The following is a 21,559-nucleotide window of genomic DNA, read 5'->3' on the forward strand; positions in this document are numbered from 1 at the left end:
GAGCATGAGGATATTACTCAGTAACGACGATGGCTACCAGGCACCGGGTCTTGCCGCTCTGGCCGAGGCGATCGCTGAACTGGCCCAGGTCACCGTGGTGGCACCGGAGCGCAATCGCAGCGGGGCGAGCAATTCCCTGACCCTGGATATGCCCATCCGTGCCCAGACCATGGCCAATGGCTTCATCAGCGTTGAGGGCACCCCCACCGACTGCGTGCATCTGGCCATCACGGGCCTGTTGGAGCAGGACCCGGATATGGTGGTGGCGGGGGTCAACGCCGGGGCCAACATGGGCGATGACGTGCTCTACTCGGGCACGGTGGCGGCGGCCACCGAGGGGCGTTTTCTGGGCTATCCGGCGATTGCCGTCTCCATGGCCAGCCATGAGCCAAGGCATTACGCCAGCGGGGCGCGGGTGGCGGCCCTGCTGGTGCGTCATCTGTGCCGCCAGCCCCTGGCCCAGGACAGCATCCTCAACGTCAATGTGCCGGACCTGCCGTTTGATCAGATCAAGGGCCTGCAGGCCACCCGTTTGGGGCACAGGCACCGTGCCGAGCCTGTGGTGCGCACGCAGGACCCCAGGGGGCGGCCGATCTATTGGGTCGGGCCGGCCGGGCCGGAGCAGGATGCCGGTCCGGGGACCGACTTCCATGCCGTGCGCCAGGGCTATGTCTCGGTTACCCCGCTGCAGGTGGACCTGACCCGCCACGCTGCCCTGCCGGAGCTGGGCAGCTGGCTGGACGGGATGGTCGATTGATGCTCAAGGCGCATCTGCAGGGCATCGGCATGACCTCCCAGCGTACCCGTGATCGGCTCATTGAGCGTCTGCGGGAGGAGGGCATCCGCAGCATGGCGGTGCTCGATGCCATGCGCAACACCCCCCGGCATATCTTTGTCGATGAGGCCCTGGCCAGCCGCGCCTATGAGGACAGCTCGCTGCCCATAGGCCACGGCCAGACCATCTCCCAGCCCTACATAGTGGCCCGCATGACCGAGGAGCTGTTGCAGCAGGGGCCGCTGGATCGGGTGCTGGAGGTGGGCACGGGCTCGGGTTATCAGGCGGCGGTGCTGGCCCGGCTGGTGGGCTCTCTGTACACGGTGGAGCGGATTCGCGCCCTGAGCGATTTGGCCTGTCAGCGCTTTCGTCAGCTGGGTCTGCGCAATATCTACGTCAAGCACAGGGATGGCGGCATGGGTCTGCCGGAACAGGCCCCCTTTGATGCCATCATGGTCACCGCCGCGCCCGAGGGCATCCCCCTGGCCCTGGTGCGCCAGTTGCGCCTCGGCGGTACCCTGGTGCTGCCGGTGGGGGATCGCAAGACCCAGGCCCTGCTGCGGGTAACCCGCACCGAGGAGGGCTATGACAAGGAGTTTCTGGAGCAAGTGGTTTTCGTGCCTTTGTTGGGAGGTCTGAGTTGAAGCTGTTCTCCCCGCTGTATGAGCGCGTCATGCGCTGGGCGGCCCATCGCCATGCCACCCGCTATCTGGCCGGGCTGAGCTTTGCCGAATCGTCGTTTTTCCCCATCCCGCCGGACGTGATGCTCGCCCCGATGAGCCTGGCCCGGCCGCAGCGGGCCTGGTTCTATGCCGGCCTGACCACCCTGACCTCGGTGCTGGGCGGGGTGCTGGGCTATCTCATCGGCCTGCTGGCATTTGACCTGGTGGAGCCCCTGTTGCATCAACAGGGCTATTACGCCAAGTACCTCACCGCCCACCAATGGTTTGAGCAGTGGGGCTTCTGGGCGGTGCTGCTGGCGGGCTTTTCACCCATCCCCTACAAGGTATTTACCATCACCGCCGGGGTCATAGGGATGAACTTTCCCCTGTTCGTGCTGGCCTCAGTGGTGGGGCGCGGGGCCCGTTTCTATCTGGTGGCCGGCCTGATGCGCTGGGGCGGCGAGCGCATGGATGGGCTCCTGCGCCGCTATGTGGATTGGCTGGGCTGGCTGACGGTGGCCTTGGCCCTGATGTTGTTTTGGCTGTTTGGCCGGTGATCCAAGTGATGTTCCCATGATGATCAAGTTCAGCAAGCGCGGTCTGGCCCTGCTCATTCCGCTTGGGTTATCGGGCTGTTTCGGCTTCTTTGGCGAGCCGGTGCGGGCACCGGTATATGAGGGCGAGCGCATGGTGGCCCGCGCCGGCCCCATGCCCAGCACGGATATCTACAGCGTACAGCCGGGGGATACCCTGTACTCCATCGCCTGGCGCGAGAACATGGACTACCGCGCCCTGGCCCTGTGGAACCGGCTGCCGCCGGACTATGCCATCCGCCCCGGCCTGCGTTTGCGCCTGCAACCGCCGGTGATCAGTGGCGATTATTACGCAGAGCCGGATTTTGCCAGTGGTGCCATAGTCGATCTGCAACCCCAAGACAGCCCCCTGATCCAGCACGACCGGCCCCTGGCGGCGCTGCCGGACAACAACAAGCAGGACCTGGTGCGCAAGGCGCAGCAACTGCAGCAGCGTAACGAACAGCCGCCCCAGCCCAGCGGTGCGCCGGGCTGGCGCAAGCCCACCCAGGGCCGACTGGTGAAGGCCTACAAGCCCAGTGATCTGGCGCTTAAGGGGGTGCATTTGAGCGGGCGCGAGGGCCAGCCCATCATCGCCGCCAAGGGGGGCAAGGTGGTGTACAGCGGCAGTGGCCTTAAGGGGTACGGCAATCTCATTATTGTAAAGCATGATAAAAATTACTTAAGCGCCTATGGATTCAACAGAAAAATCCTGGTAAAAGAGGGGCAGCTGGTGCGCGCCGGGGAGCAGATTGCAGAAATGGGGCGGTCGGAAAAGGGGGTGGCCCTGTTGCACTTCGAGATCCGCCACAAGGGCAAGCCGATCAACCCGGCCAGCCTGGTTGCACTGTAATTGCCCGGCCCGGTCCTATGCCTTGTCAAGGGCGGGCCTGCTGGGCCGGAGGGGTTGGAGGAGCATGAAGAAACAGAAAAAAGCCAAGCCAACGGCCGCAGCACAGGCCGATGCCGAGTTGTTGGACGAGGCCGATCTGGAAATCACGGAGGATGAGCTTGACCTGGACCTGGTCGATGACGATGCGCCCGAGGAGGTTGTCTTGGATGAGGAGGATGCTGCCGATTTCGATATCGAAGGCCTCCGGCCGCGCACCCCGTCCACCGGCTTTGGCCAGATGGACGCCACCCAGCTCTATCTGAGCGAGATCGGTGCCTCCAAGCTGCTCAGCGCCGAGGAAGAGGTCCACTTCGCCCGCCTAGCGCAGAAGGGTGACGAGTTGGCGCGCAAGCGCATGATCGAAAGCAACCTGCGCCTGGTGGTGAAGATCGCCCGGCGCTACCTGAACCGCGGCCTGGCCCTGCTGGACCTGATCGAAGAGGGCAACCTGGGGCTGATCCGGGCGGTGGAAAAGTTCGACCCAGAGCGTGGCTTTCGCTTCTCCACCTACGCCACCTGGTGGATCCGCCAGACCATAGAGCGGGCCATCATGAACCAAAGCCGCACCATCCGCCTGCCCATCCATGTGGTCAAGGAGATCAACAGCTGTATGCGCGGGGCCCGTCAGCTGGCGCAGCAGCTCGATCACGAGCCCAGCGCCGAGGAGATCGCCCGTCTGCTGGACAAGCCCCTGGCCGAGGTGGAGCGCATGCTGGGCCTGAACGAGCGGGTCGGCTCGGTGGACAGCCCCCTGGGCAAGGAGGCGGACAAGCCCCTGCTGGACAGCATCGCCGACGAGGCCGCCACCGACCCCATGGACTCGCTGCAGACCGAGGGCATCAAGGAACACCTGGACGAATGGCTGCTGCGGCTCAATGAGAAACAGCGCGAGGTGGTAGAGCGCCGCTTCGGCCTGCACGGGCACGAGGTCTGCACCCTGGAGCAGGTGGCCAACGAGCTGGGGGTGACCCGCGAGCGGGTGCGTCAGATCCAGCTGGAGGCCCTGCGTCGCCTGCGCATGATCCTGGAACGGGATGGCTTTTCCTTTGACAGTATCTTTAAGTAAACCAGCGAGCAGGGGGTGTTCTGGATCCATCAGCCCCCTGGTCCTCTCCCCAATCTCATCCCGGGGATGCAGGAGGTAGAACAGCGTCTGGAACAGCTGTCGAGGGAGCAAACGAGCGCTTCGCGACTTTCACACTCAGGGGGGCTAATGGCCAGGGCAGTTGGATTTTGATCGGGATTACACGGGTGAGGGAGCTGTTTGCAAGGGACTCAAGGGTGGTAGTATGAGGGCAATGAGGGTCTGATTGATGCAGCACTGCCGAGATTGCATCGGGGTAGATGACAAGGGTAATGGAGGTAGTTCGACAATGGCGAAGATTCTGGTTGTGGAAGACGAAGAGGTCTCTTTGCATTTTTACACCACGGTATTGCAGGGTGCCGGGCATGAGGTGTTGCAGGCCAGCAATGGCCTGGGGGTGGCCGAGATAATCCATGCGCAACGGCCGGATCTGCTGCTCACCGACCTGGTGATGCCGGATTGTGAGGGCTTTGAGATGATCATGTCCATCCGCAAGACCAACAAGGCGCTGCCGATCATCGCCATGTCCGCCCATGCCAACTATCTGGATCTGGTCGGCGAGTTGGGTGCCAATGCGGTCTTGCAGAAGCCTTTTTCCAAGGCCGATCTGACCCAGGCGGTGGCGCAGGCCCTGTAGTAACGGCCCTCTGCCGCCCTGCGGGGGGTGCTGTTTTTGGTTTCTTTCGCCGTTTTGTAACCCGCTTGTCGTATTCTTCCCGGTCGGGCCTGTTGTCCCTTCCTTTTGCAGATCCAGGGCCTGCGGATGCGCGGGCCTTGAGTTCAAATCCAAGCCGACGCTTGGTGGTTCACCGCAGTATCTAGGAATCGCTATGAATAATGAGCAAAATCCCCGTTTTGTCAGTCGTCTTACCCGTAATACCCTGGCCCTGATCCTGGCCGGTGGGCGTGGATCCCGTCTCAAGCACCTGACCAAGTGGCGCGCCAAGCCGGCGGTGCAGTTTGGCGGCAAGTTCCGCATCATCGATTTTCCCCTGTCCAATTGCATCAACTCCGGTATCCGCCGGATTGGCGTGCTCACCCAGTACAAGTCCCATTCCCTGCTGTTGCACCTGCAACGGGGCTGGAGCTTCCTGCGCGGTGAGTTCGGCGAGTTTGTTGAGTTGCTGCCGGCCCAGCAGCGCATCGAGACCAACTGGTACGCCGGTACCGCCGATGCCATCTATCAGAACCTGGATATCCTGCGCAGCCACGATCCGGAATATGTGCTGGTGCTGGCAGGAGACCATATCTATAAGATGGACTACGGCACCATGGTGGCCGAGCACGTGGCCTCGGGGGCGGATATGACCGTGGGTTGCATCGAGGTGGACCTGGAAACCGCCAAGGCCTATGGCGTGATGGCGGTGGACGATGGCAATCGGGTGGTGGAGTTCAGCGAAAAGCCCGAGCAGCCCAAGTCGATCCCCGGTGACCCGGGCCGGGCCCTGGCCTCCATGGGTATCTATGTGTTCAACAAGGCCTTTCTGTTTGAACAGCTGATCAAGGACGCCGATGACCCCCATTCCAGCCATGACTTCGGCAAGGACATCATCCCCGAGGTGATCGGCAAGTACCATGTGCAGGCCTATCCCTTCCGCGACCACGAGGGCAAGCAGGCCTATTGGCGCGATGTGGGGACGGTGGACTCCTTCTGGCAGGCCAATCTGGAGCTGACCGGGGTGACCCCGCCGCTGAATCTGTACGATGAGACCTGGCCCATCTGGACCCATGCCGCCCAGTTGCCGCCGGCCAAGTTCGTGTTTGACGACGATGATCGGCGCGGCATGGCGGTGGACTCCATGGTCTCTGGCGGCTGCATCATCTCCGGGGCCCAGGTGCGTCATTCTTTGTTGTTCTCCAGCGTCATGCTGCATTCCTACAGCCTGGTGGAGGATTCGGTACTGCTGCCAGAGGTGGTGATCAATCGCCACTGCCGCATCAAGAACGCCATCATCGACCGGGGTTGTGAGATCCCCGAGGGTACGGTGATCGGTGAAAACCCCGAGGAGGACGCCGAACGCTACCATGTTTCACCGGGTGGCATCGTCCTGGTCACCCCTGACATGCTGGGACAAGATATCCACTATGCAAGATGAAGAACACCCCCTGAAGGTTGTACTCTGCTGGCACATGCATCAGCCGGACTATCGTGGTCCGGCCAGCAGTGATTTTGAGCTGCCCTGGGTCTATCTGCACGCCATCAAGGACTATTCCGACATGGCCTTTCACCTGGAGGCCAACATTGAGGCGCGGGCGGTGGTCAACTTCGCCCCGGTGTTACTGGAGCAGCTGGATGAGTATGCGCGTCAGCTCAGGCGCTGGCTGAAGACCGGTCAGCGTATCACCGATCCCCTGTTGGCGGCCCTGGCCGGGCCGGGCCTGCCGTTGCGTCTGGAAGACCGCAACCTGCTGATCGATAGCGCCCTCAAGGCCAACGAACAGCACCTGATCAACCGTCATCCGGTGTATCGGGAGCTGGTGGATACGGCCAACTGGGCCAAGCAGCGGCCCGAGACCCTGGCCTATCTGAATGACCAATATCTGATCGACCTGCTGGTCTGGTATCACCTGGCCTGGATGGGCGAGAGCGTGCGCCAGAGTGATCTGCGGGTGGTTTCCCTGGAGAGCAAGAAGCGGCACTTCAACGAGGAGGATCGCAGGCATCTGATCGAGGTGATCAGCGGGGTGCTGGACAATCTGATTGAACGCTACCGGAATCTGGCCCTGGCTGGGCGGGTGGAGTTGTCGGTCACTCCCTATGCCCACCCCATCATGCCCCTGTTTCATGACTTCCAGGTGGCGCGTGAGGCCATGCCCGAGGTGGCCCTGCCCGAGGCCGACAACTACCCAGGGGGCGAGGAACGCGCCCTCTGGCATATCCATCAGGGCCTGGCCACCTTCGAGCATCATTTCGGTTTCAGACCCGCTGGGTGTTGGCCCTCGGAAGGGGCGGTGAGCGACGCCAGCGTGGCCCTGTTCGAGCAGGAGGGCTTTGCCTGGGTGGCCAGCGGCCAGCAGGTGCTGCATAACAGCCTCAGCGCCAGCGGTGCCGACATGAGCGCCCCGGCCTCCTGGATACACAGCCCCTACCGTCTGGCCAGCGGCAAGCTGCATGGCTTTTTCCGCGACGATGGCCTGTCGGACCTGATCGGCTTCACCTATTCCGACTGGCATGCCGAGGACGCGGTACAGAATCTGATCCAGCACCTGGAGAGCATCGCCGATGCCACCCGTGGCGAGGCCAACCGGGTGGTGTCCATCATCATGGACGGGGAAAACGCCTGGGAGTATTACCCCAAAAACGGCGTTTATTTCCTCAGCGCCCTGTACAAGCATCTGGTGGAGCACCCGCGCCTGACACTCACCACCTTCAGCCAGGCGCTGGATACCAGCCCGGTGGAGCCGCCCCTGCTGCCTCGTCTGGTTGCCGGTAGCTGGGTCTATGGCACCCTGTCCACCTGGATCGGCGACCCGGACAAGAATCGTGGCTGGGAGATGCTGGTGGATGCCAAGCAGGCCTATGATCAGGCGTTGCGAGAGAAGCGGTTCAGCCCCAGTCAGGTCCAGGCCCTGGAACTGCAACTGGCCACCTGTGAGGGCTCCGACTGGTTCTGGTGGTTTGGCGATTACAACCCCGGTCAGGCGGTATCGGACTTCGAACGCCTGTTTCGCCTGCAGCTGACGCAACTCTATGCCTTGTTGGAGGTCGAACCCCCGGATTACCTGCAACATGTCTTCGCCAAGGGCAGCGGCGCGCCCTCCGCCGGTGGCGTCATGCGGCAGAATGTCTAGCTTGGCCGCAGCACCAGGCGGCGTCCTTCTTTTGGTTCCGGTCTCGCCGGGTTAGGGATTGTTCGTGAAATCATCAGCCACCATCGCCTGCAAGCCACCGCGTCAAGCAGGTGTACTCTTGCACATCACCTCCCTGCCGGGCAGCGGCTACAGCTGTCTCGGGGCCCAGGCCTTTCGTTTTGTCGATTTCCTTGCCGATGCCGGTTTTCGCGTCTGGCAGGTGTTGCCTATCAACCCGGTGGGGATGGACGGCTCGCCCTACCAGGCCACCTCTGCCTTCGCCGGCAATCCGGAAATGATCGACCTGGCCGAACTGCACCAGCAGGGCTGGCTGGCCGAGCTGGATGACATGGCCCCCATCTGTCAGCTCATCTGGGATACCTGGCAGGGCTTCTGCCGCTACGCCGGAGAGGCCGACCGCAAGGACTTTGCCGACTTTATCGAGCGTCAGGCCTACTGGCTGGATGATTACGCCCTGTTCTATTCCATCCATACCGAGCAGGAGAAGCCCTGGTGGGAATGGCCTGCACAGTTGCGCCATCGCAGCAAGGAGGGGCTGGACAAGGTCAGGGCGCGCCTGGCCGATCGCATCACCTGTGCGCGTTTCGAGCAATATCTATTCTACCGGCAATGGCGGGCGCTGAAGCACCACGCCAATGAACGTGGGGTAAGCTTGTTCGGCGATGTACCCATCTTTGTCGCCCACGACAGCGCCGAGGTCTGGTCACGGCCGCATCTGTTCGAGCTGGACGAGGAGGGCCAACCGACCCTGGTGGCCGGGGTGCCGCCGGATTACTTCTCCGCCACCGGCCAGCGCTGGGGCAACCCCCTGTACCGCTGGGACGTGATGCACGCCGATGACTACGCCTTCTGGGAGCAGCGCATCAAGACCCAGCTGGAGCTGTTTGACCTGATCCGCATCGACCACTTCCGCGGCTTCGAGTCTTACTGGGCGATACCCGCCAGCGAGGAATACGCGATCAACGGCAGCTGGATGCCGGGGCCGGGCGAGGCCCTGTTCAAGCGTCTGAAAAAGAAGCTGGGCAAGCTACCCCTGGTGGCCGAGGACCTGGGCGTGATCACCGACGAGGTGCGCGAGCTGAAAGGCAAGCTGAATATGCCGGGCATGAAGATCCTGCAATTTGCCTTCTCCGGTGATGCCGATAACCCCTATCTGCCCTACAACCACGAACGCTGCTCCGTGGTCTATACCGGCACCCACGATAACGACACCACCCTGGGCTGGTATGCAGACCTGAGCGACGGTGAGCGGGAGCATGTCAATCACTACCTGGGTCATCCCCAGGAGCCCATGCCCTGGCCGCTGATCCGCCTGGCCCTGGGCTCACGCAGCCAGCTGGCCATCATCCCCATGCAGGATCTGCTGGCATTGGCCGGCGAGCACCGCATGAATACCCCCGGCACCACCGAGGGCAACTGGCACTGGTCCTTCACCTGGGAGCAGATTCCCGAGGACCTGGGCCAACGCCTGCACGGCTTGCTGGGCCTGTACGGCCGGATCAACTGAAACCCTGTTTGGCCTGAGCCAAGTAGGCCGCAGCCAAAAAAGGGCACAGAAAGTGCAAACAAAGGTCCAGCCAGCGCTTTCTCGTTAAGTTGATGATATCCTGATCTTAACCTGACATTGGTCGGATGCCCTGATTGTTCCCTCCCTCCAACCCCCTCTCGGGGGGCAATGGAGTGGACTGCTTCACCCCGGAACATGAAACATCTTCTGGTTGCTTCGGGACTCTGGTCTGGGGACTGGGGACTCAGGTCTCGAGATCGACCAGGGATGCTACAGCAATCCCCCTGAATCTTGCCGCCTTCACCTGAAGACCCTAAACTCGCTCCATGGTCCTGAAGCCGCAAACCCCTGCCGACGACTACGACAGCCCCTGGAAAGAGGTGCTGGAGCACGCCTTTCCGGAATTCATGGCCTTCTACTTCCCTGAGGCCCATGCCGCTATTGACTGGTCCCAGGGTTACAGCTTCAAAAGCACCGAGCTGCGCCAAGTGGTGCGCGATGCCGAGCTGGGCAAACGCTTTGCCGATGCCTTGGTGCAGGTCACCCTGCTGGATGGCACCGAGGGCTGGGTCTATATCCACATCGAAGTGCAGGGCGAGCCCGAAAGCCAGTTCCCCAAGCGCATCTACACCTACAACTACCGCCTGTTCGACCGCTACGACCGGCCCATCGCCAGCTTCGCCGTGCTGGCCGATCAAAACGAACACTGGCGGCCCGACCACTTTGGCTACGACATCCTCGGCTGTCGTCATCGCCTCGATTTCCCCATCGCCAAGCTGCTGGATTACGCCACCCAAGCCGATGCGCTGGAAGATCACCCCAACCCATTTGCCCTGGTTACCCTGGCCCACCTGCGCACCGGCCAAACCCGGCATGACCCCGAGGCCCGCTATCAGGCCAAACGCACCCTGGTTCGGCTGCTCTACAAGCGCGGCTGGGAGCGCCAGCGTATCCTCGACCTCTTCGCCGTGCTGGACTGGATGATGCGGCTACCCGACGGCCTGGAGCAGAAATTGTGGCAAGATATCGATCAAATTGAAGGAGAGACCCAAATGCGTTATGTCACCAGTGTAGAGCGCCTAGCCACCGAGCGTGGGCTACAAAAAGGCATGGAACAAGGTATGCAACAAGGTTTGCAACAAGGCGTACAACAAGGCATGCAGCAAGGCATGCAGAAAGAAGCCCAAGCCATCCTGGAGCGCCTTCTGCGCAAACGCTTCGGCCCGCTCAGCCCGGAAACCCGCGCCAGGCTGGAAAGCGCCACACTGGATCAGCTTAACCACTGGGCAGACCAGATCCTGGATGCGCCGACGCTGGCGGCCTTGTTTGAGGAGCACTGAAACTTGCTGTACCTGTTTGACATATTAAATGACACAGGGCGGCCCGTGGCCGCCGTGCCCTCGCCGGGAGGCAACCCGATAACAGATCGCCCCCGAGGCCCGCTACCAAGCTAAACGCACCCTGATTCGGTTACTCTATAGGCGCGGCTGGGAGCGCCAGCGCATCCTTGAGGCTTCGGTCCTGGATGAGGTCTTTACCAACCACTAAATAGCACCGACCCGGTCAAATCCAACAGGCGTCTAGGTGATTCTTCAGGCGGCTTTTTCTGTCCTGTTCAGGGTCTCTGATTTGGCAGTATCCCAACTAAATTTGGACAAAGCCCAGTCACTGTAATAGCATCTGCCGCGTGAACAGGTTCCAATCCCAGCCCATGAGGAGTTCGTGATGACGACTGCAGCTACAGAAAAAACCGAGACTGATCTCCATGCCAAATCGGCCCGTGTGATTGCTTCTGCAGTCAAGTGGTCTGCTGCTGCGGCAGTGGTACCTGTTCCCTATGTGGATCTGCTCGCCCTGGCATCGGTCCAGGTCAAGATGGTGCGTGATTTAGCGCGGGTACATGGTCAGGATGCCGGTGATGAGACCCTGCCTGGGGTGATCTCTGCGTTGCTGGGTACCCTGGTTCCAGCCAGCCTCAGCACTGGGCTGCTGGGCAGTTCGCTCAAGGTGATTCCTGGCGGTGGGTCGCTGATTGGCAGCCTGGGCATGGCCGCCTTTGCATCTGCATCTACCTTTGCCATTGGCAAAATCTTTGTGATCCACTTCGCCAAGGGCGGCACCCTCAGCAATTTCAGCGCCGAGGCCGTAGAAGACGATCTGAAGAAGGAGTTTTCCGCCGCCAAAGCCAAATAAGCCTTATGTCAGCCCATCCCGCGTTAATCCTGCTGTATGTACTATTGAGCATTGTGGTTGGCTTTTATGCCCGCAAGCGCTCCGTGGGGTTTGCGGGTGGCTTTGTTCTCTCCTTGCTCCTATCGCCGTTGGTCATGGGTATTGCATTGATGATCGGCAGTCCCCAGTCAAAATAACGTAGATCGACACCATGCCGACAGTCAGCGAAGGTGCGGACAAGGCCACCGAGGGTTTGGGTGAGCGCCTGTTGCGGCTCATTCCTACCCGAAAGCAACAGCAGAACGACCAGTCCCCCCCCTCCAAGCCTCCCCTCGTAGCACAACTATTCAAGCTTGGCAGCCAGGATTCGCTGGCGCGTCTGGCCTGGATTGCCGTGCTGGCGGCGTTCTGTGGCAATGGCGTCCTGCTGCTGTTGAACATGGAGGTGAAACAGCTAGAAAGGCACGACTATTCAACACTGACAGCCTTGCTTTTTGCCGGCTTGTTGGTGGTCTATCGTTTGTCGCAGAACCATTTGATCCGCAAATCCGCCGAGGCCATAGAGTCGGCATTGGACCGCCAGAGGCAGCGGGTGGTGGGCGATGTGCTGAATCTCTCCTTGCGTGATGTCGAGCAGTTGAATGACGATCATCTGCGCGATGGGGTTGCCGCCCAATACAGCGCGCTGTCTCAGACCCTGGTGCCCCTTGTTGCAGGGGTGGAGGGCTTGATCCTGCTGGTTTTTATGTTTGCCTATGTGGTCAGCATATCGGCCTTTGTTGGTTTGTTGACGGTGCTTGTTCTATCGGTGACTGTCATCGGTTACCTGAATAAGAGCAAGCAGTTGGACGCTGAGATGAGCGATGCCAGTCAGGCCGATGCCCATTTTCGCCAGCTCACCGACGCCATTGTGCATGGAGCCAAGGAATTGCAGTTGAGCCTGGGGCGGCGTAATGCATTGCAGGAGGCAATGAATACCAGTTCCCAGGCCATTGCCCGGGGCCGCACCCGATCGGCGGCCCAGTTTGCCGAAATCATAGCCACGGGAACCACCATCTCTTACCTGTTGGTCGGGGCTGTGGTGTTCATTATGCCCTTGATTGTCAACCAAGAGGGTTCCGATATCTCCCGTGAGGTGATCGCCGTTATTTTTCTGTTGGGTCCAATAGGTTCAGTCGTACAGGCCATGCAGCAATACGCTACAGCCCAGTTTGCCCTGCGGGTGATCAACGAGTTTGAGGCCAAGGTGGCATCCTGCCGCAAGGCCACGGAGAGCGTTAGGGGAGGGGATAAGGCGATCCCTGCCCAGGATTTCAGTGAACTCCGGCTAGAGGCCCTGCGCTACCAGCATTTGGGTGAGCAGGGTTTCGCCATCGAACAGATTGATTTACGGCTCAAGCGTGGCCAGATCCTCTTTTTGACCGGTGGTAATGGCTCGGGCAAGACCACCTTGTTGCGGGTGTTGACCGGGCTTTACCCACGGGCAGGAGGGAAGATCATCTTGAACGGTCAAGAGTTGCCCTTGATGCCGCCTCAATCCTACAGAGAGCTGTTTGCCAGCGTATTTTCCGATTTCCACCTGTTCGATCGGCCCTATGGTCTGGATGAGCAGTCCATGCAGCGTTTTGACCATTGGCTGAGACAGCTGGGGGTGCGGGATAAATTGGCTGACAGCCTGGACCACTTGCCCACGGCCAAGCTCTCCACGGGCCAGCGCAAGCGGCTGGCCCTGGCCTATGTGCTGGCGGAAAAAAGGCCCATACTGGTGCTCGATGAATGGGCGGCAGACCAGGACCCGCAAACCCGCCAGCGCTTTTATGAGCAGATATTGCCCCAGCTAAAGGCCGAGGGGTACACGATTTTTTGCATTACCCATGATGAGCATTACTTCCACTGCTGTGATCAGCGGCTGCACATGGTCGAAGGACGGTTGAGTCAAGAGTTACTGTGAAATAATCGTGGCTATCTTCGAGTCCCGAAGCGGCCAAACCTGGTTTCACGTTCCGAGGTGTCCCACACCTAGGAGCCTGTCGGATTTAGGATGCTCCTACTGCGCCGGTGGGAAGAACGGCCCAGAATTGTTTTAAATATTGGCCCCGAATTTTCGTTGCGTAGGCCAACTCAGCGCCTCAAAATCGTGAAAATTTGTTCTCGTTCTCCCACCTTGCTCGCTACGGGCACCTAAACCCGACAGGCTCCCAGTCGCCCTGGCGGGCGACAGTCGGGCTGGAAGCCCGACCTACAACCCGAACTACAACTTGGCCAGCCGCAGCCAGGTGTCCACCATGGTGTCCGGGTTCAGAGAAACGCTGCTGATGCCCTGGGTCACCAGCCATTCCGCCAGGTCCGGGTGATCAGATGGCCCCTGGCCGCAGATGCCGACGTACTTGCCCTTGGCGCGGCAGGTTGCTATGGCCATCTCTAACAGCTTTTTCACCGCCGGGTTGCGCTCGTCGAAGGCCTTGGCCACCAGGGCCGAGTCACGGTCCAGGCCCAGGGTCAGCTGGGTGAGGTCGTTGGAGCCGATGGAGAAGCCGTCGAAGCGCTCCAAGAATTCGTCCGCCAGCAGGGCGTTGGCCGGGATCTCGCACATCATGATCAGGCGCAGGCCGTTCTCACCCCGGCGCAGGCCGTTTTCCGCCAGGCGTTCGATCACCCCATCGGCCTCGTCGAGGGTGCGCACGAAGGGGATCATCACCTCCACATTGGTCAGGCCCATGTCGTTGCGCACCCGCTTCACCGCCTCGCACTCCAGGCGGAAGCAGTCGCGGAAATCCTCGGAGACATAGCGCGAGGCACCCCGGAAGCCGAGCATGGGGTTCTCCTCATGAGGCTCATAGCGCGGTCCGCCGATCAGGTTGGCGTATTCGTTGGACTTGAAATCCGATAGGCGCAGGATCACCGGATGAGGCGCGAAGGCCGCTGCCAGGGTGGCTATGCCCTCGGTCAGCTTGCTGACGTAGTACTCCACCGGATCGCCGTAGGCGGCGATGCGTGGTGCCACCAGCTGTTTGATCTCATCGGTCTGATCGGCATATTCCAGCAATACGCGGGGGTGGATACCGATGCTGTTGCTGATGATGAATTCCAGCCGCGCCAGGCCTATGCCCTGATGGGGGATAGCGGCGAAGCCGAAGGCCCGCTCCGGGTTACCGACGTTCATCATCATCTTTACCGGCGCTGGGGGCATCTGATCCAGTTGCACGGTCTTGTGCTCGAAGGCCAGCGCGCCCTGATAGACCAGGCCGGTGTCGCCCTCGGCGCAGGACACGGTAACCGCCTCGCCATCGCGCACCCGCTCGGTGGCGTCACCGCAGCCCACCACCGCCGGCACGCCCAGCTCGCGGGCGATGATGGCGGCGTGGCAGGTGCGGCCGCCGCGGTTGGTGACTATGCCGGAGGCGCGTTTCATGATCGGCTCCCAATCGGGGTCGGTCATATCGGTGATGAGCACGTCGCCGGGCTTGACCTGATCCATCTGCGCCAGGCTGCTGATCACCCGCGCCGCGCCGCTGCCAATGCGCTGGCCAATGGCGCGACCCTCGCACAGCACCTCTCCGCGCTGCTGCAGCTCGTAGCGTTCGATGACGCCGCCACTGCGGCTTTGCACCGTCTCCGGCCGCGCCTGCACCACATACAGCTGGCCATCCAGGCCGTCGAGGGCCCATTCGATGTCCATGGGGCGGCCGTAGTGCTGTTCGATGGTCAGGGCGCAGCGGGCCAGCTCTTCTATCTGCGAATCCTTGATGCAGAATTGCTGCCGCTCGGCCTCGCTGCAGGGGCTGGTGCGTACCTTCTCCGGCCCCTCGGCGTAGGTCATGCGGATCGCCTTGCTTCCCAGCTGGCGGCGCAGTATCGCTGGCCGGCCAGCGCTTAGGGTGGGCTTGTGCACATAGAATTCGTCCGGGTTGACCGCACCCTGCACCACCAGCTCGCCGAGGCCGTAGCTGCCAGTGATGAACACCGCATCGCGGTAGCCGCTTTCGGTGTCCAGGGTGAAGATGACGCCGGACGCGGCCAGGTCGCTGCGCACCATTTTCTGGATGCCGGCGGACAGGGCGACCTTGCGGTGATCGAAGTTCTGGTGCACCCGGTAGGCGATGGCACGGTCGTTGAACAGGGAGGCGAACACCTCGTGGATGCAGTGCAGCAGGGCCTCGTGGCCGCGCACATTGAGGAAGGTCTCCTGTTGACCGGCGAAGGAGGCGTCCGGCAGGTCCTCGGCGGTGGCCGAGGAACGCACCGCCCAGGAGCAATCGCTGCCGTACTCGGCATCCAGCTCGGCGAAGGCCTCTTCCAGGGCGCTGCTGAAGGCGGTGGGGAAGGGCGTCTCCATCACCAGGCGGCGGATCTCGCGGCCGGTGCGGGTCAGGGCTTCGATGTCATCCACATCCAGGGCGTCGAGCATGGCACCGATCTGATCGTTCAGCCCGCTCTGGGCAAGAAACTCGCGATAGGCCTCGGCGGTGGTGGCAAAGCCACCGGGCACGCGCACCCCCAGGTCAGCCAGATGATGGATCATCTCGCCCAGGGAGGCATTCTTGCCGCCGACCAGTTCGACCTGGTCGATACGCAGTTCTTTTAAAGGGATGACGTAGGGGTTCATGGACTCTCCTCAGGGCTGATGTTGGCAGTCAGGCCACAGAGACACAGAGATCACAGAGTTTTTTCAATGCGTTATATCTCAGCCCGATTCGCCCAGATAGGGCTTGAATGGTTACTCTTCGATACATTGATTTTTCTCTGTGTGCTCTGTGGCTCCGTGGCTAAATGCGCTTTAGGTGTGGCATCGATCGATGTTGCGTTGCAAAATAACCTTTTAACCTGTCAGGCGCTGCTGTCAAGCCTTGGGCGTCATTTTTTTTAATTTTTCTGTAACCAAAGGGGATGGGAGATGGGCAAGCGCACGGTATTTTTTCTTTCGGATCGCACCGGCATTACCGTCGAGATGCTCGGCAACAGCCTGCTGTCGCAGTTTGACGGCATTGATTTTCATCGGGTACACATCCCCTTTCTGGATAGCGAGGAGAAGCTGGCCGAGGCCATAGCCCGCATCGAAAAGGCCGGTGAGATCGAACGCCACCCGCCGCTGGTGTTCTCCACCCTGGTGGAGTCCGGTCTGCGTGATCAGCTGGAGCACTCGCCCTGTCACCTGATCGACCTGTTCGAGCACTTCATCCCCGATCTGGAGCAAGAGCTGGGTCGCCCCTCGGGCAGGGCGGTGGGCCGCACCCACGGCATCGGCAACCTGGCGGAATACGAGCGCCGGGTGGATTCCATGCACTATTCCCTGAGCCATGACGACGGTGCCAAGCTGACCAATCTGGGCAAGGCCGAGGTGATCCTTATCGGCGTGTCACGCTCCGGCAAGACCCCTACCTGCCTGTACCTGAGCCTGCACTACGGCCTGTTCGCCGCCAATTACCCGCTGATCCCCGAGGACCTGGAGCAGCACCGCTTGCCAGAGGCGCTGAGGCCCCATAAAGAGCGCCTGTTCGGCTTGACCCTGCAACCCGAGCGACTGCACCAGATCCGCCAGGCACGCCGAGGCGGCAGCGACTACGCCGCGCTGGATACCTGTCGGCGGGAGATCCGTCAGGCAGAGAGCCTGTTTGCCCGCGAGGGCATCCCGATGATCAACAGCAGCTCCCTGTCCATCGAAGAGATTGCCACCGAGATCCTGCGACGGTTGAAGTTGAAGGGGCACAGGTGACGGAGGACAGAAGACAGAAGCCAGAGGACGGAGGATAGAGGACAGGGTGAAGCACGTCAGCCAGCCAGTCATCCAGCTTGGCGCAGTTTGTTTAACTGCGTCATGATTGCGCCAACACGCCTCTAAAGGGTGCCAAAACCCATGCCATCCACGACAGATCGGGTCAGCAGCACCCGCTCATCGCCAACCGGGGTGGCGCTAAGCCAGCTTTTCTGTGAAAGTCGTCACAACACCTCATTGGCGTAGTCCGCCAGGCGTGAGCGTTCGCCGCGCAGCAGGGTGATGTGGCCGCTGTGGTCCCAGCTCTTGAAGTGATCCACCACATAGGTCAGGCCGGAGGTGGTTTCGGTCAGGTAGGGGGTGTCGATCTGGGCGATATTGCCCAGGCAGATCATCTTGGTGCCGGGGCCGGCGCGGGTGATCAGGGTCTTCATCTGCTTTGGCGTCAGGTTCTGCGCCTCGTCGATGATGATGTATTTGTTCAGAAAGGTGCGCCCGCGCATGAAGTTCAGCGAGTGGATGCGGATGCGGCTTTTGAGCAAATCATCGGTGGCGGCGCGGCCCCAGCTGCCGCCCTCGGGCTGGGCCAGCACCTCCAGGTTGTCCATCAGGGCACCCATCCAGGGGGTCATCTTTTCCTCCTCGGTGCCGGGCAGAAAGCCGATATCCTGGCCCACGGGCACGGTGACCCGGGTCATGATGATCTCGCTGTAGATGTTCTGGTCCAGCACCTGGGTCAGGCCAGCGGCCAGGGTCAGCAGGGTCTTGCCGGTGCCGGCCGTGCCCAGCAGGGTAACGAAGTCCAGATCCGGGTCCATGAGCATGTTCAGCGCGATATTCTGCTCCCGGTTGCGCGCCCCTATGCCCCAGACGCCGTGCTTGGGGCTGCGGTAATCATTGGCCAGCTCGATGGTGGCGCTGTCCTCTTTCACCTTGCGCACCAGGGCCTCGAAGCCGCTCTCGTCCTCCATATAGACGCACTGATTGGGGTACCAGTCGGCCAGGTCCGGGCCTTTGACTTGGTAGAAGGTGCGCCCCTGCTCCTGCCAGGATTCCACATCCTTGCTGTGGCTGTCCCAGAAGTCTGCCGCCAGCTCGGTCTTGCCCTGATAGAGCAGATCGACGTCGTCGAGTACCTTGTCGCTGTGATAGTCCTCGCTGCGCAGGCCGAGCACGGCGGCCTTGATGCGCATGTTGATGTCCTTGGAGACCAGGATGACCGGCTTCTCTCCGCATTCCTTCTGCAGCGCCATGCTGACGCCGAGGATGTTGTTGTCCGGGGTCTGACCGGGGAGAAAGTCGGGCAGGCTGTGTTCGCGCTTGCTGGTCTGGAAGAAGATGCGCCCGCGCTCCAGTCGATCATTCTCGCGCAGACCGCTGCTGGGCATGGGCAGCTGCAGGCCCGCCTCGATCTCCTCACGGCTGCGCCCGGCCATCATCTCATCCAGAAAACGGCTCACCTGACGCACGTTGCGCGCCACCTCGGAGACCCCCTTCTTGCCGTGGTCCAGCTCCTCCAGTACGGTCATGGGCAGGAAGATATCGTGCTCCTGAAAGCGAAACAGGCAGCTGGGATCGTGCATCAGCACGTTGGTATCCAGGATAAAGAGTTTTTTGCTCATGGGAGCTCCGGTTGGGTTTGGCGCGGAGAGGCAAGGAGTCCGCAGATAAAGGCTAATGGATGCGAATAGCTTTAAGAATTCAAGGAGATAGAATCCTAGAATCTTAGAGTCTTAGAGTCTTAGAGTCTTAGAGTCTTAGAGTCTTAGAGTCCTAGTGTCTTTGTATTCTCAGTTAAACCCGGATTCCGCTGTGCTCTATCCGGGCTGCTCCCAGCTGATGGCTGACCGCTGCTTATGCCAGCTGCCGCAGGGCTTCAAGCACTTCTGCCACATGGCCCTTGACCTTGACCTTGCGCCATTCCCGGCGCAGCACGCCGTCCGGGTCGATGAGGAAGGTGCTGCGCTCTATGCCCAGGTATTCTCTGCCGTAGTTCTTTTTCAGCTTGATTACGTCGAACAGCTTGCACAGGGCCTCTTCCTTGTCCGAGATCAGCTCGAAGCCAAAGCCTTGCTTGGCCTTGAAGTTCTCCTGGGCCTTGAGGCCATCGCGGGAGGCACCCAGTATCTGGCAGTTGGCAGCGGCAAACTCCGCAGCGGCGGCGCTGAAGTCCAGGCCCTCGGTGGTGCAGCCGGGGGTACTGGCCTTGGGGTAGAAGTAGAGCACCAGAAACTGGCCAAGGTAGTCGCTGAGCCGGGCCTGGCGGTTGCCGGTGAGCAGGAGTTCACAGTCGGGGATGGGCTGGTCCAGGGCGATTTCGATCATACTGGGGTTCCTTAAGAAAGACTGTTCAGTCCGCAGATGAATTCAAGAAGATAGCGGTTTAGTGGTATTAGTGGTTTGGCCTTTTACCGGATTTCGCTGCGTTGCATCCGGGCTACGCTCAGTTGACGGCTGACGGCTGACGGCTGACGGCTGGAGGCTTTAACCTAAAAAGAGCATTTGGCCACAGAGCCACAGAGTACACAGAGAAAAATCAATGTGTTGGAAAGCGAACATTCAACACCTTCTAGGTTAGCCCAGTCTGATAGGTAACTCATTGAAACAACTCTGTGATCTCGGCTCAGGCTCCAGGCTTCGCTCTACCTCCTCCGTCCCTGGAGTCGTCTGTGTCTCTGTGGCTTAACTGAGGAATATAGGTTTAAGCGTTCATTTGCGGACTTAAAGTAAAAGCTAACTCAGCGCTTCATCGGCTCCAGCACGGCGTCCAGGTTCATCGAATCACAGAAGTCCATGAACTCGTCGCGCAGGGTGGCGATGTGCAGGTTGGCCGGTACGCCTATGCTCATCTGTACCGAGAACATGGGGGTGCCGGTGTGGGGCGCGGCATAGCTGCCGGTGACCATGTCCTCGATGTTGATCTCGCGCTGGGAGAAGAAACTGGCCAGGTGGTGGACTATGCCGGGGTGGTCAAGGGCGACCACCTCTACCATGTAGGGCAACTGATCGGCGCTGGGCTGGCGCTCTTCGGTGCGTTCGCAGATGATGGTCAGGCCAAGGGATTTGCGCAGCTCGGGCAGTGCGTTCTCCAGCTTGGCCAGGGTGTTCCAGTTGCCGCGTACCATCATCAGGATGGCGAATTCGCCGCCGAGCACGGTCATGCGGCTGTCCAGGATGTTGAGATCGTAATCAAGCAGCAGCTTGGTCAGGCGATCGACGATCCCGGGACGATCCGTGCCCAGGGCGGAGAGGACCAGATAGTTGTTGATGGCGGGCATGCTCGGTTCAGACTCCTGTGGCTGGGGCTTGGGTTCTGCCTTGCCAGTGGGATGCCAAGGCCGAATGCAGCTAGTTTAGCTTTGCCCAAGGCCTTTGGATAGCCCGAGTTTGACCCGAGCTTGACCGAGGCATTGCGTGACCCATGGCGCAAACCGGGCTAGAATTGGCCCCTTTGGCGATAATCCGTGAGTGGTGTGCAAATGATTCAGGGCAGTCTGGTGGCGTTGGTCACGCCGATGCTGGCGTCGGGCGAGGTGGATTTTTCCTGTCTTGAGCGCCTGCTTGACTGGTATGTTGAGCAGGGCAGTAACGGCATTGTCGCGGTGGGCACCACCGGCGAGTCCTCTACCCTGGATGAACAGGAGCATTGCGAGGTGATCCGCCGTTGCGTGGAGCACCTGGACGGGCGGCTGCCGCTGATTGCCGGTACCGGGGCCAACTCCACCCGCGAGGCCATCGCCCTGACCCGCTGCGCCAGGCAGGTGGGGGCCGACGCCTGCCTGCTGGTCACCCCCTATTACAACAAGCCCACCCAGGAGGGCCTGTATCGACACTACCGCGCCATTGCCGAGGCGGTGGATATGCCCCAGATCCTCTACAACGTGCCCGGTCGTACCGCCTGTGACATGCTGCCTGAGACCGTTGGCCGACTGGCCCCGATTGAAAACATCATCGGTATCAAGGAGGCCACTGGCGATCTGAACCGTGTCACCCGTCTGCGTGAGCTGTGCGGCAGTGATTTTGCCCTGTTCAGCGGCGATGATGCCAGCTCGCGTGAGTTTCTTCTGCTCGGTGGTGATGGCGTCATCTCGGTGACCGCCAATGTCGCCCCTCGCCAGATGAGCCAGATGGTCGCCGCCGCCATCGCCAGCTGCGGCACCGAGGCCGAGGCGCTGGATGCCCCCTTGGCGGAGTTGCATCAACGCCTGTTCATCGAGGCCAACCCGATCCCGGTAAAATGGGCCCTGGCGGAAATGGGCCTGATCCCCGAGGGCATACGTCTGCCCCTGACCTGGCTGTCCGAGGACGCCCGGCCGACAGTGCGTGAGGCACTGCTCGCTGCCGGCCTGGTCTAGCCTTCTGCGGAACC

18 protein-coding genes are annotated in these 21,559 nt (G+C 61.0%); 14 read left to right on the forward strand and 4 right to left on the reverse strand.

The window, feature by feature from the left end; all coding sequences use genetic code 11:
* The first annotated feature begins 4 nt into the window (after positions 1 to 4).
* The 12 genes from surE (at position 5) to D5125_12430 (ending at position 13,428) form a co-directional block, all read left to right on the forward strand.
* Positions 5 to 757, forward strand: coding sequence for a 5'/3'-nucleotidase SurE (gene surE / locus D5125_12375; protein ID QFY90212.1), 753 nt, complete (start codon positions 5 to 7; stop codon positions 755 to 757).
* Positions 757 to 1,419 (forward strand): protein-L-isoaspartate(D-aspartate) O-methyltransferase, encoded by a 663-nt coding sequence (locus D5125_12380; GenBank protein ID QFY90213.1) that lies wholly within the window; start codon positions 757 to 759, stop codon positions 1,417 to 1,419. The genes surE and D5125_12380 overlap by 1 nt, the downstream gene beginning before the upstream one ends.
* Positions 1,416 to 1,994, forward strand: coding sequence for a DedA family protein (locus D5125_12385; protein ID QFY90214.1), 579 nt, complete (start codon positions 1,416 to 1,418; stop codon positions 1,992 to 1,994). Before D5125_12380 ends, D5125_12385 begins: the two co-directional genes overlap by 4 nt.
* A gap of 16 nt (positions 1,995 to 2,010) precedes the next feature.
* Complete coding sequence (locus D5125_12390; GenBank protein QFY90215.1) at positions 2,011 to 2,862, forward strand: peptidoglycan DD-metalloendopeptidase family protein; 852 nt, start codon at positions 2,011 to 2,013, stop codon at positions 2,860 to 2,862.
* A 118-nt stretch (positions 2,863 to 2,980) separates the two neighbouring features.
* On the forward strand, positions 2,981 to 3,967 hold the full coding sequence (rpoS, locus tag D5125_12395) for an RNA polymerase sigma factor RpoS (protein QFY91153.1): 987 nt from the start codon (positions 2,981 to 2,983) through the stop codon (positions 3,965 to 3,967).
* Positions 3,968 to 4,274: 307 nt separating this feature from the next.
* On the forward strand, positions 4,275 to 4,622 hold the full coding sequence (locus D5125_12400; GenBank protein QFY90216.2) for a response regulator: 348 nt from the start codon (positions 4,275 to 4,277) through the stop codon (positions 4,620 to 4,622).
* Positions 4,623 to 4,815: 193 nt separating this feature from the next.
* The gene (glgC, locus tag D5125_12405) at positions 4,816 to 6,081 is read left to right on the forward strand and encodes a glucose-1-phosphate adenylyltransferase (protein ID QFY90217.1); all 1,266 of its coding nucleotides are present in this window, start codon (positions 4,816 to 4,818) and stop codon (positions 6,079 to 6,081) included.
* Entirely contained in the window at positions 6,071 to 7,777 is a 1,707-nt protein-coding gene (locus D5125_12410) for a glycoside hydrolase (protein ID QFY90218.1), read from the forward strand. The genes glgC and D5125_12410 overlap by 11 nt, the downstream gene beginning before the upstream one ends.
* A 64-nt stretch (positions 7,778 to 7,841) precedes the next feature.
* Positions 7,842 to 9,305, forward strand: coding sequence for a 4-alpha-glucanotransferase (malQ, locus tag D5125_12415; GenBank protein QFY90219.2), 1,464 nt, complete (start codon positions 7,842 to 7,844; stop codon positions 9,303 to 9,305).
* A gap of 326 nt (positions 9,306 to 9,631) precedes the next feature.
* Positions 9,632 to 10,645 (forward strand): DUF4351 domain-containing protein, encoded by a 1,014-nt coding sequence (locus tag D5125_12420; GenBank protein QFY90220.1) that lies wholly within the window; start codon positions 9,632 to 9,634, stop codon positions 10,643 to 10,645.
* 385 nt (positions 10,646 to 11,030) lie between these two features.
* On the forward strand, positions 11,031 to 11,498 hold the full coding sequence (locus D5125_12425) for a DUF697 domain-containing protein (protein QFY90221.1): 468 nt from the start codon (positions 11,031 to 11,033) through the stop codon (positions 11,496 to 11,498).
* Between the two features lie 190 nt (positions 11,499 to 11,688).
* Positions 11,689 to 13,428, forward strand: a complete 1,740-nt coding sequence (locus D5125_12430; GenBank protein QFY90222.1) for an ATP-binding cassette domain-containing protein — start codon at positions 11,689 to 11,691, stop codon at positions 13,426 to 13,428.
* Between the two features lie 300 nt (positions 13,429 to 13,728).
* On the opposite strand, the gene ppsA is transcribed toward D5125_12430, so the two are convergent.
* Positions 13,729 to 16,083 carry a phosphoenolpyruvate synthase gene (gene ppsA / locus D5125_12435; GenBank protein ID QFY90223.1) on the reverse strand — a complete coding sequence of 785 codons (2,355 nt, stop codon included), beginning with the start codon at positions 16,081 to 16,083 and terminating at the stop codon, positions 13,729 to 13,731.
* Positions 16,084 to 16,371: 288 nt separating this feature from the next.
* Between ppsA and D5125_12440 the strand changes: the two genes are divergently transcribed.
* Positions 16,372 to 17,190 carry a kinase/pyrophosphorylase gene (locus tag D5125_12440; GenBank protein ID QFY90224.1) on the forward strand — a complete coding sequence of 273 codons (819 nt, stop codon included), beginning with the start codon at positions 16,372 to 16,374 and terminating at the stop codon, positions 17,188 to 17,190.
* Positions 17,191 to 17,414: 224 nt separating this feature from the next.
* Here D5125_12440 and D5125_12445 read toward each other — a convergent pair whose 3' ends face one another.
* The 3 genes from D5125_12445 to D5125_12455 all read right to left on the reverse strand — a co-directional run bounded on the left by D5125_12445 (position 17,415) and on the right by D5125_12455 (position 20,468).
* Positions 17,415 to 18,812, reverse strand: coding sequence for a PhoH family protein (locus D5125_12445; GenBank protein ID QFY90225.1), 1,398 nt, complete (start codon positions 18,810 to 18,812; stop codon positions 17,415 to 17,417).
* A 232-nt stretch (positions 18,813 to 19,044) separates the two neighbouring features.
* On the reverse strand, positions 19,045 to 19,512 hold the full coding sequence (locus D5125_12450; protein ID QFY91154.1) for a peroxiredoxin: 468 nt from the start codon (positions 19,510 to 19,512) through the stop codon (positions 19,045 to 19,047).
* A gap of 416 nt (positions 19,513 to 19,928) precedes the next feature.
* Positions 19,929 to 20,468, reverse strand: a complete 540-nt coding sequence (locus tag D5125_12455) for a glycine cleavage system protein R (protein ID QFY90226.1) — start codon at positions 20,466 to 20,468, stop codon at positions 19,929 to 19,931.
* 201 nt (positions 20,469 to 20,669) lie between these two features.
* Between D5125_12455 and D5125_12460 the strand changes: the two genes are divergently transcribed.
* The gene (locus tag D5125_12460) at positions 20,670 to 21,545 is read left to right on the forward strand and encodes a 4-hydroxy-tetrahydrodipicolinate synthase (GenBank protein ID QFY90227.1); all 876 of its coding nucleotides are present in this window, start codon (positions 20,670 to 20,672) and stop codon (positions 21,543 to 21,545) included.
* Positions 21,546 to 21,559 lie beyond the last annotated feature (14 nt).

This window comes from gamma proteobacterium SS-5 (assembly GCA_009497875.2).
Taxonomy (GTDB): domain Bacteria; phylum Pseudomonadota; class Gammaproteobacteria; order Chromatiales; family Chromatiaceae; genus Magnetovirga; species Magnetovirga frankeli.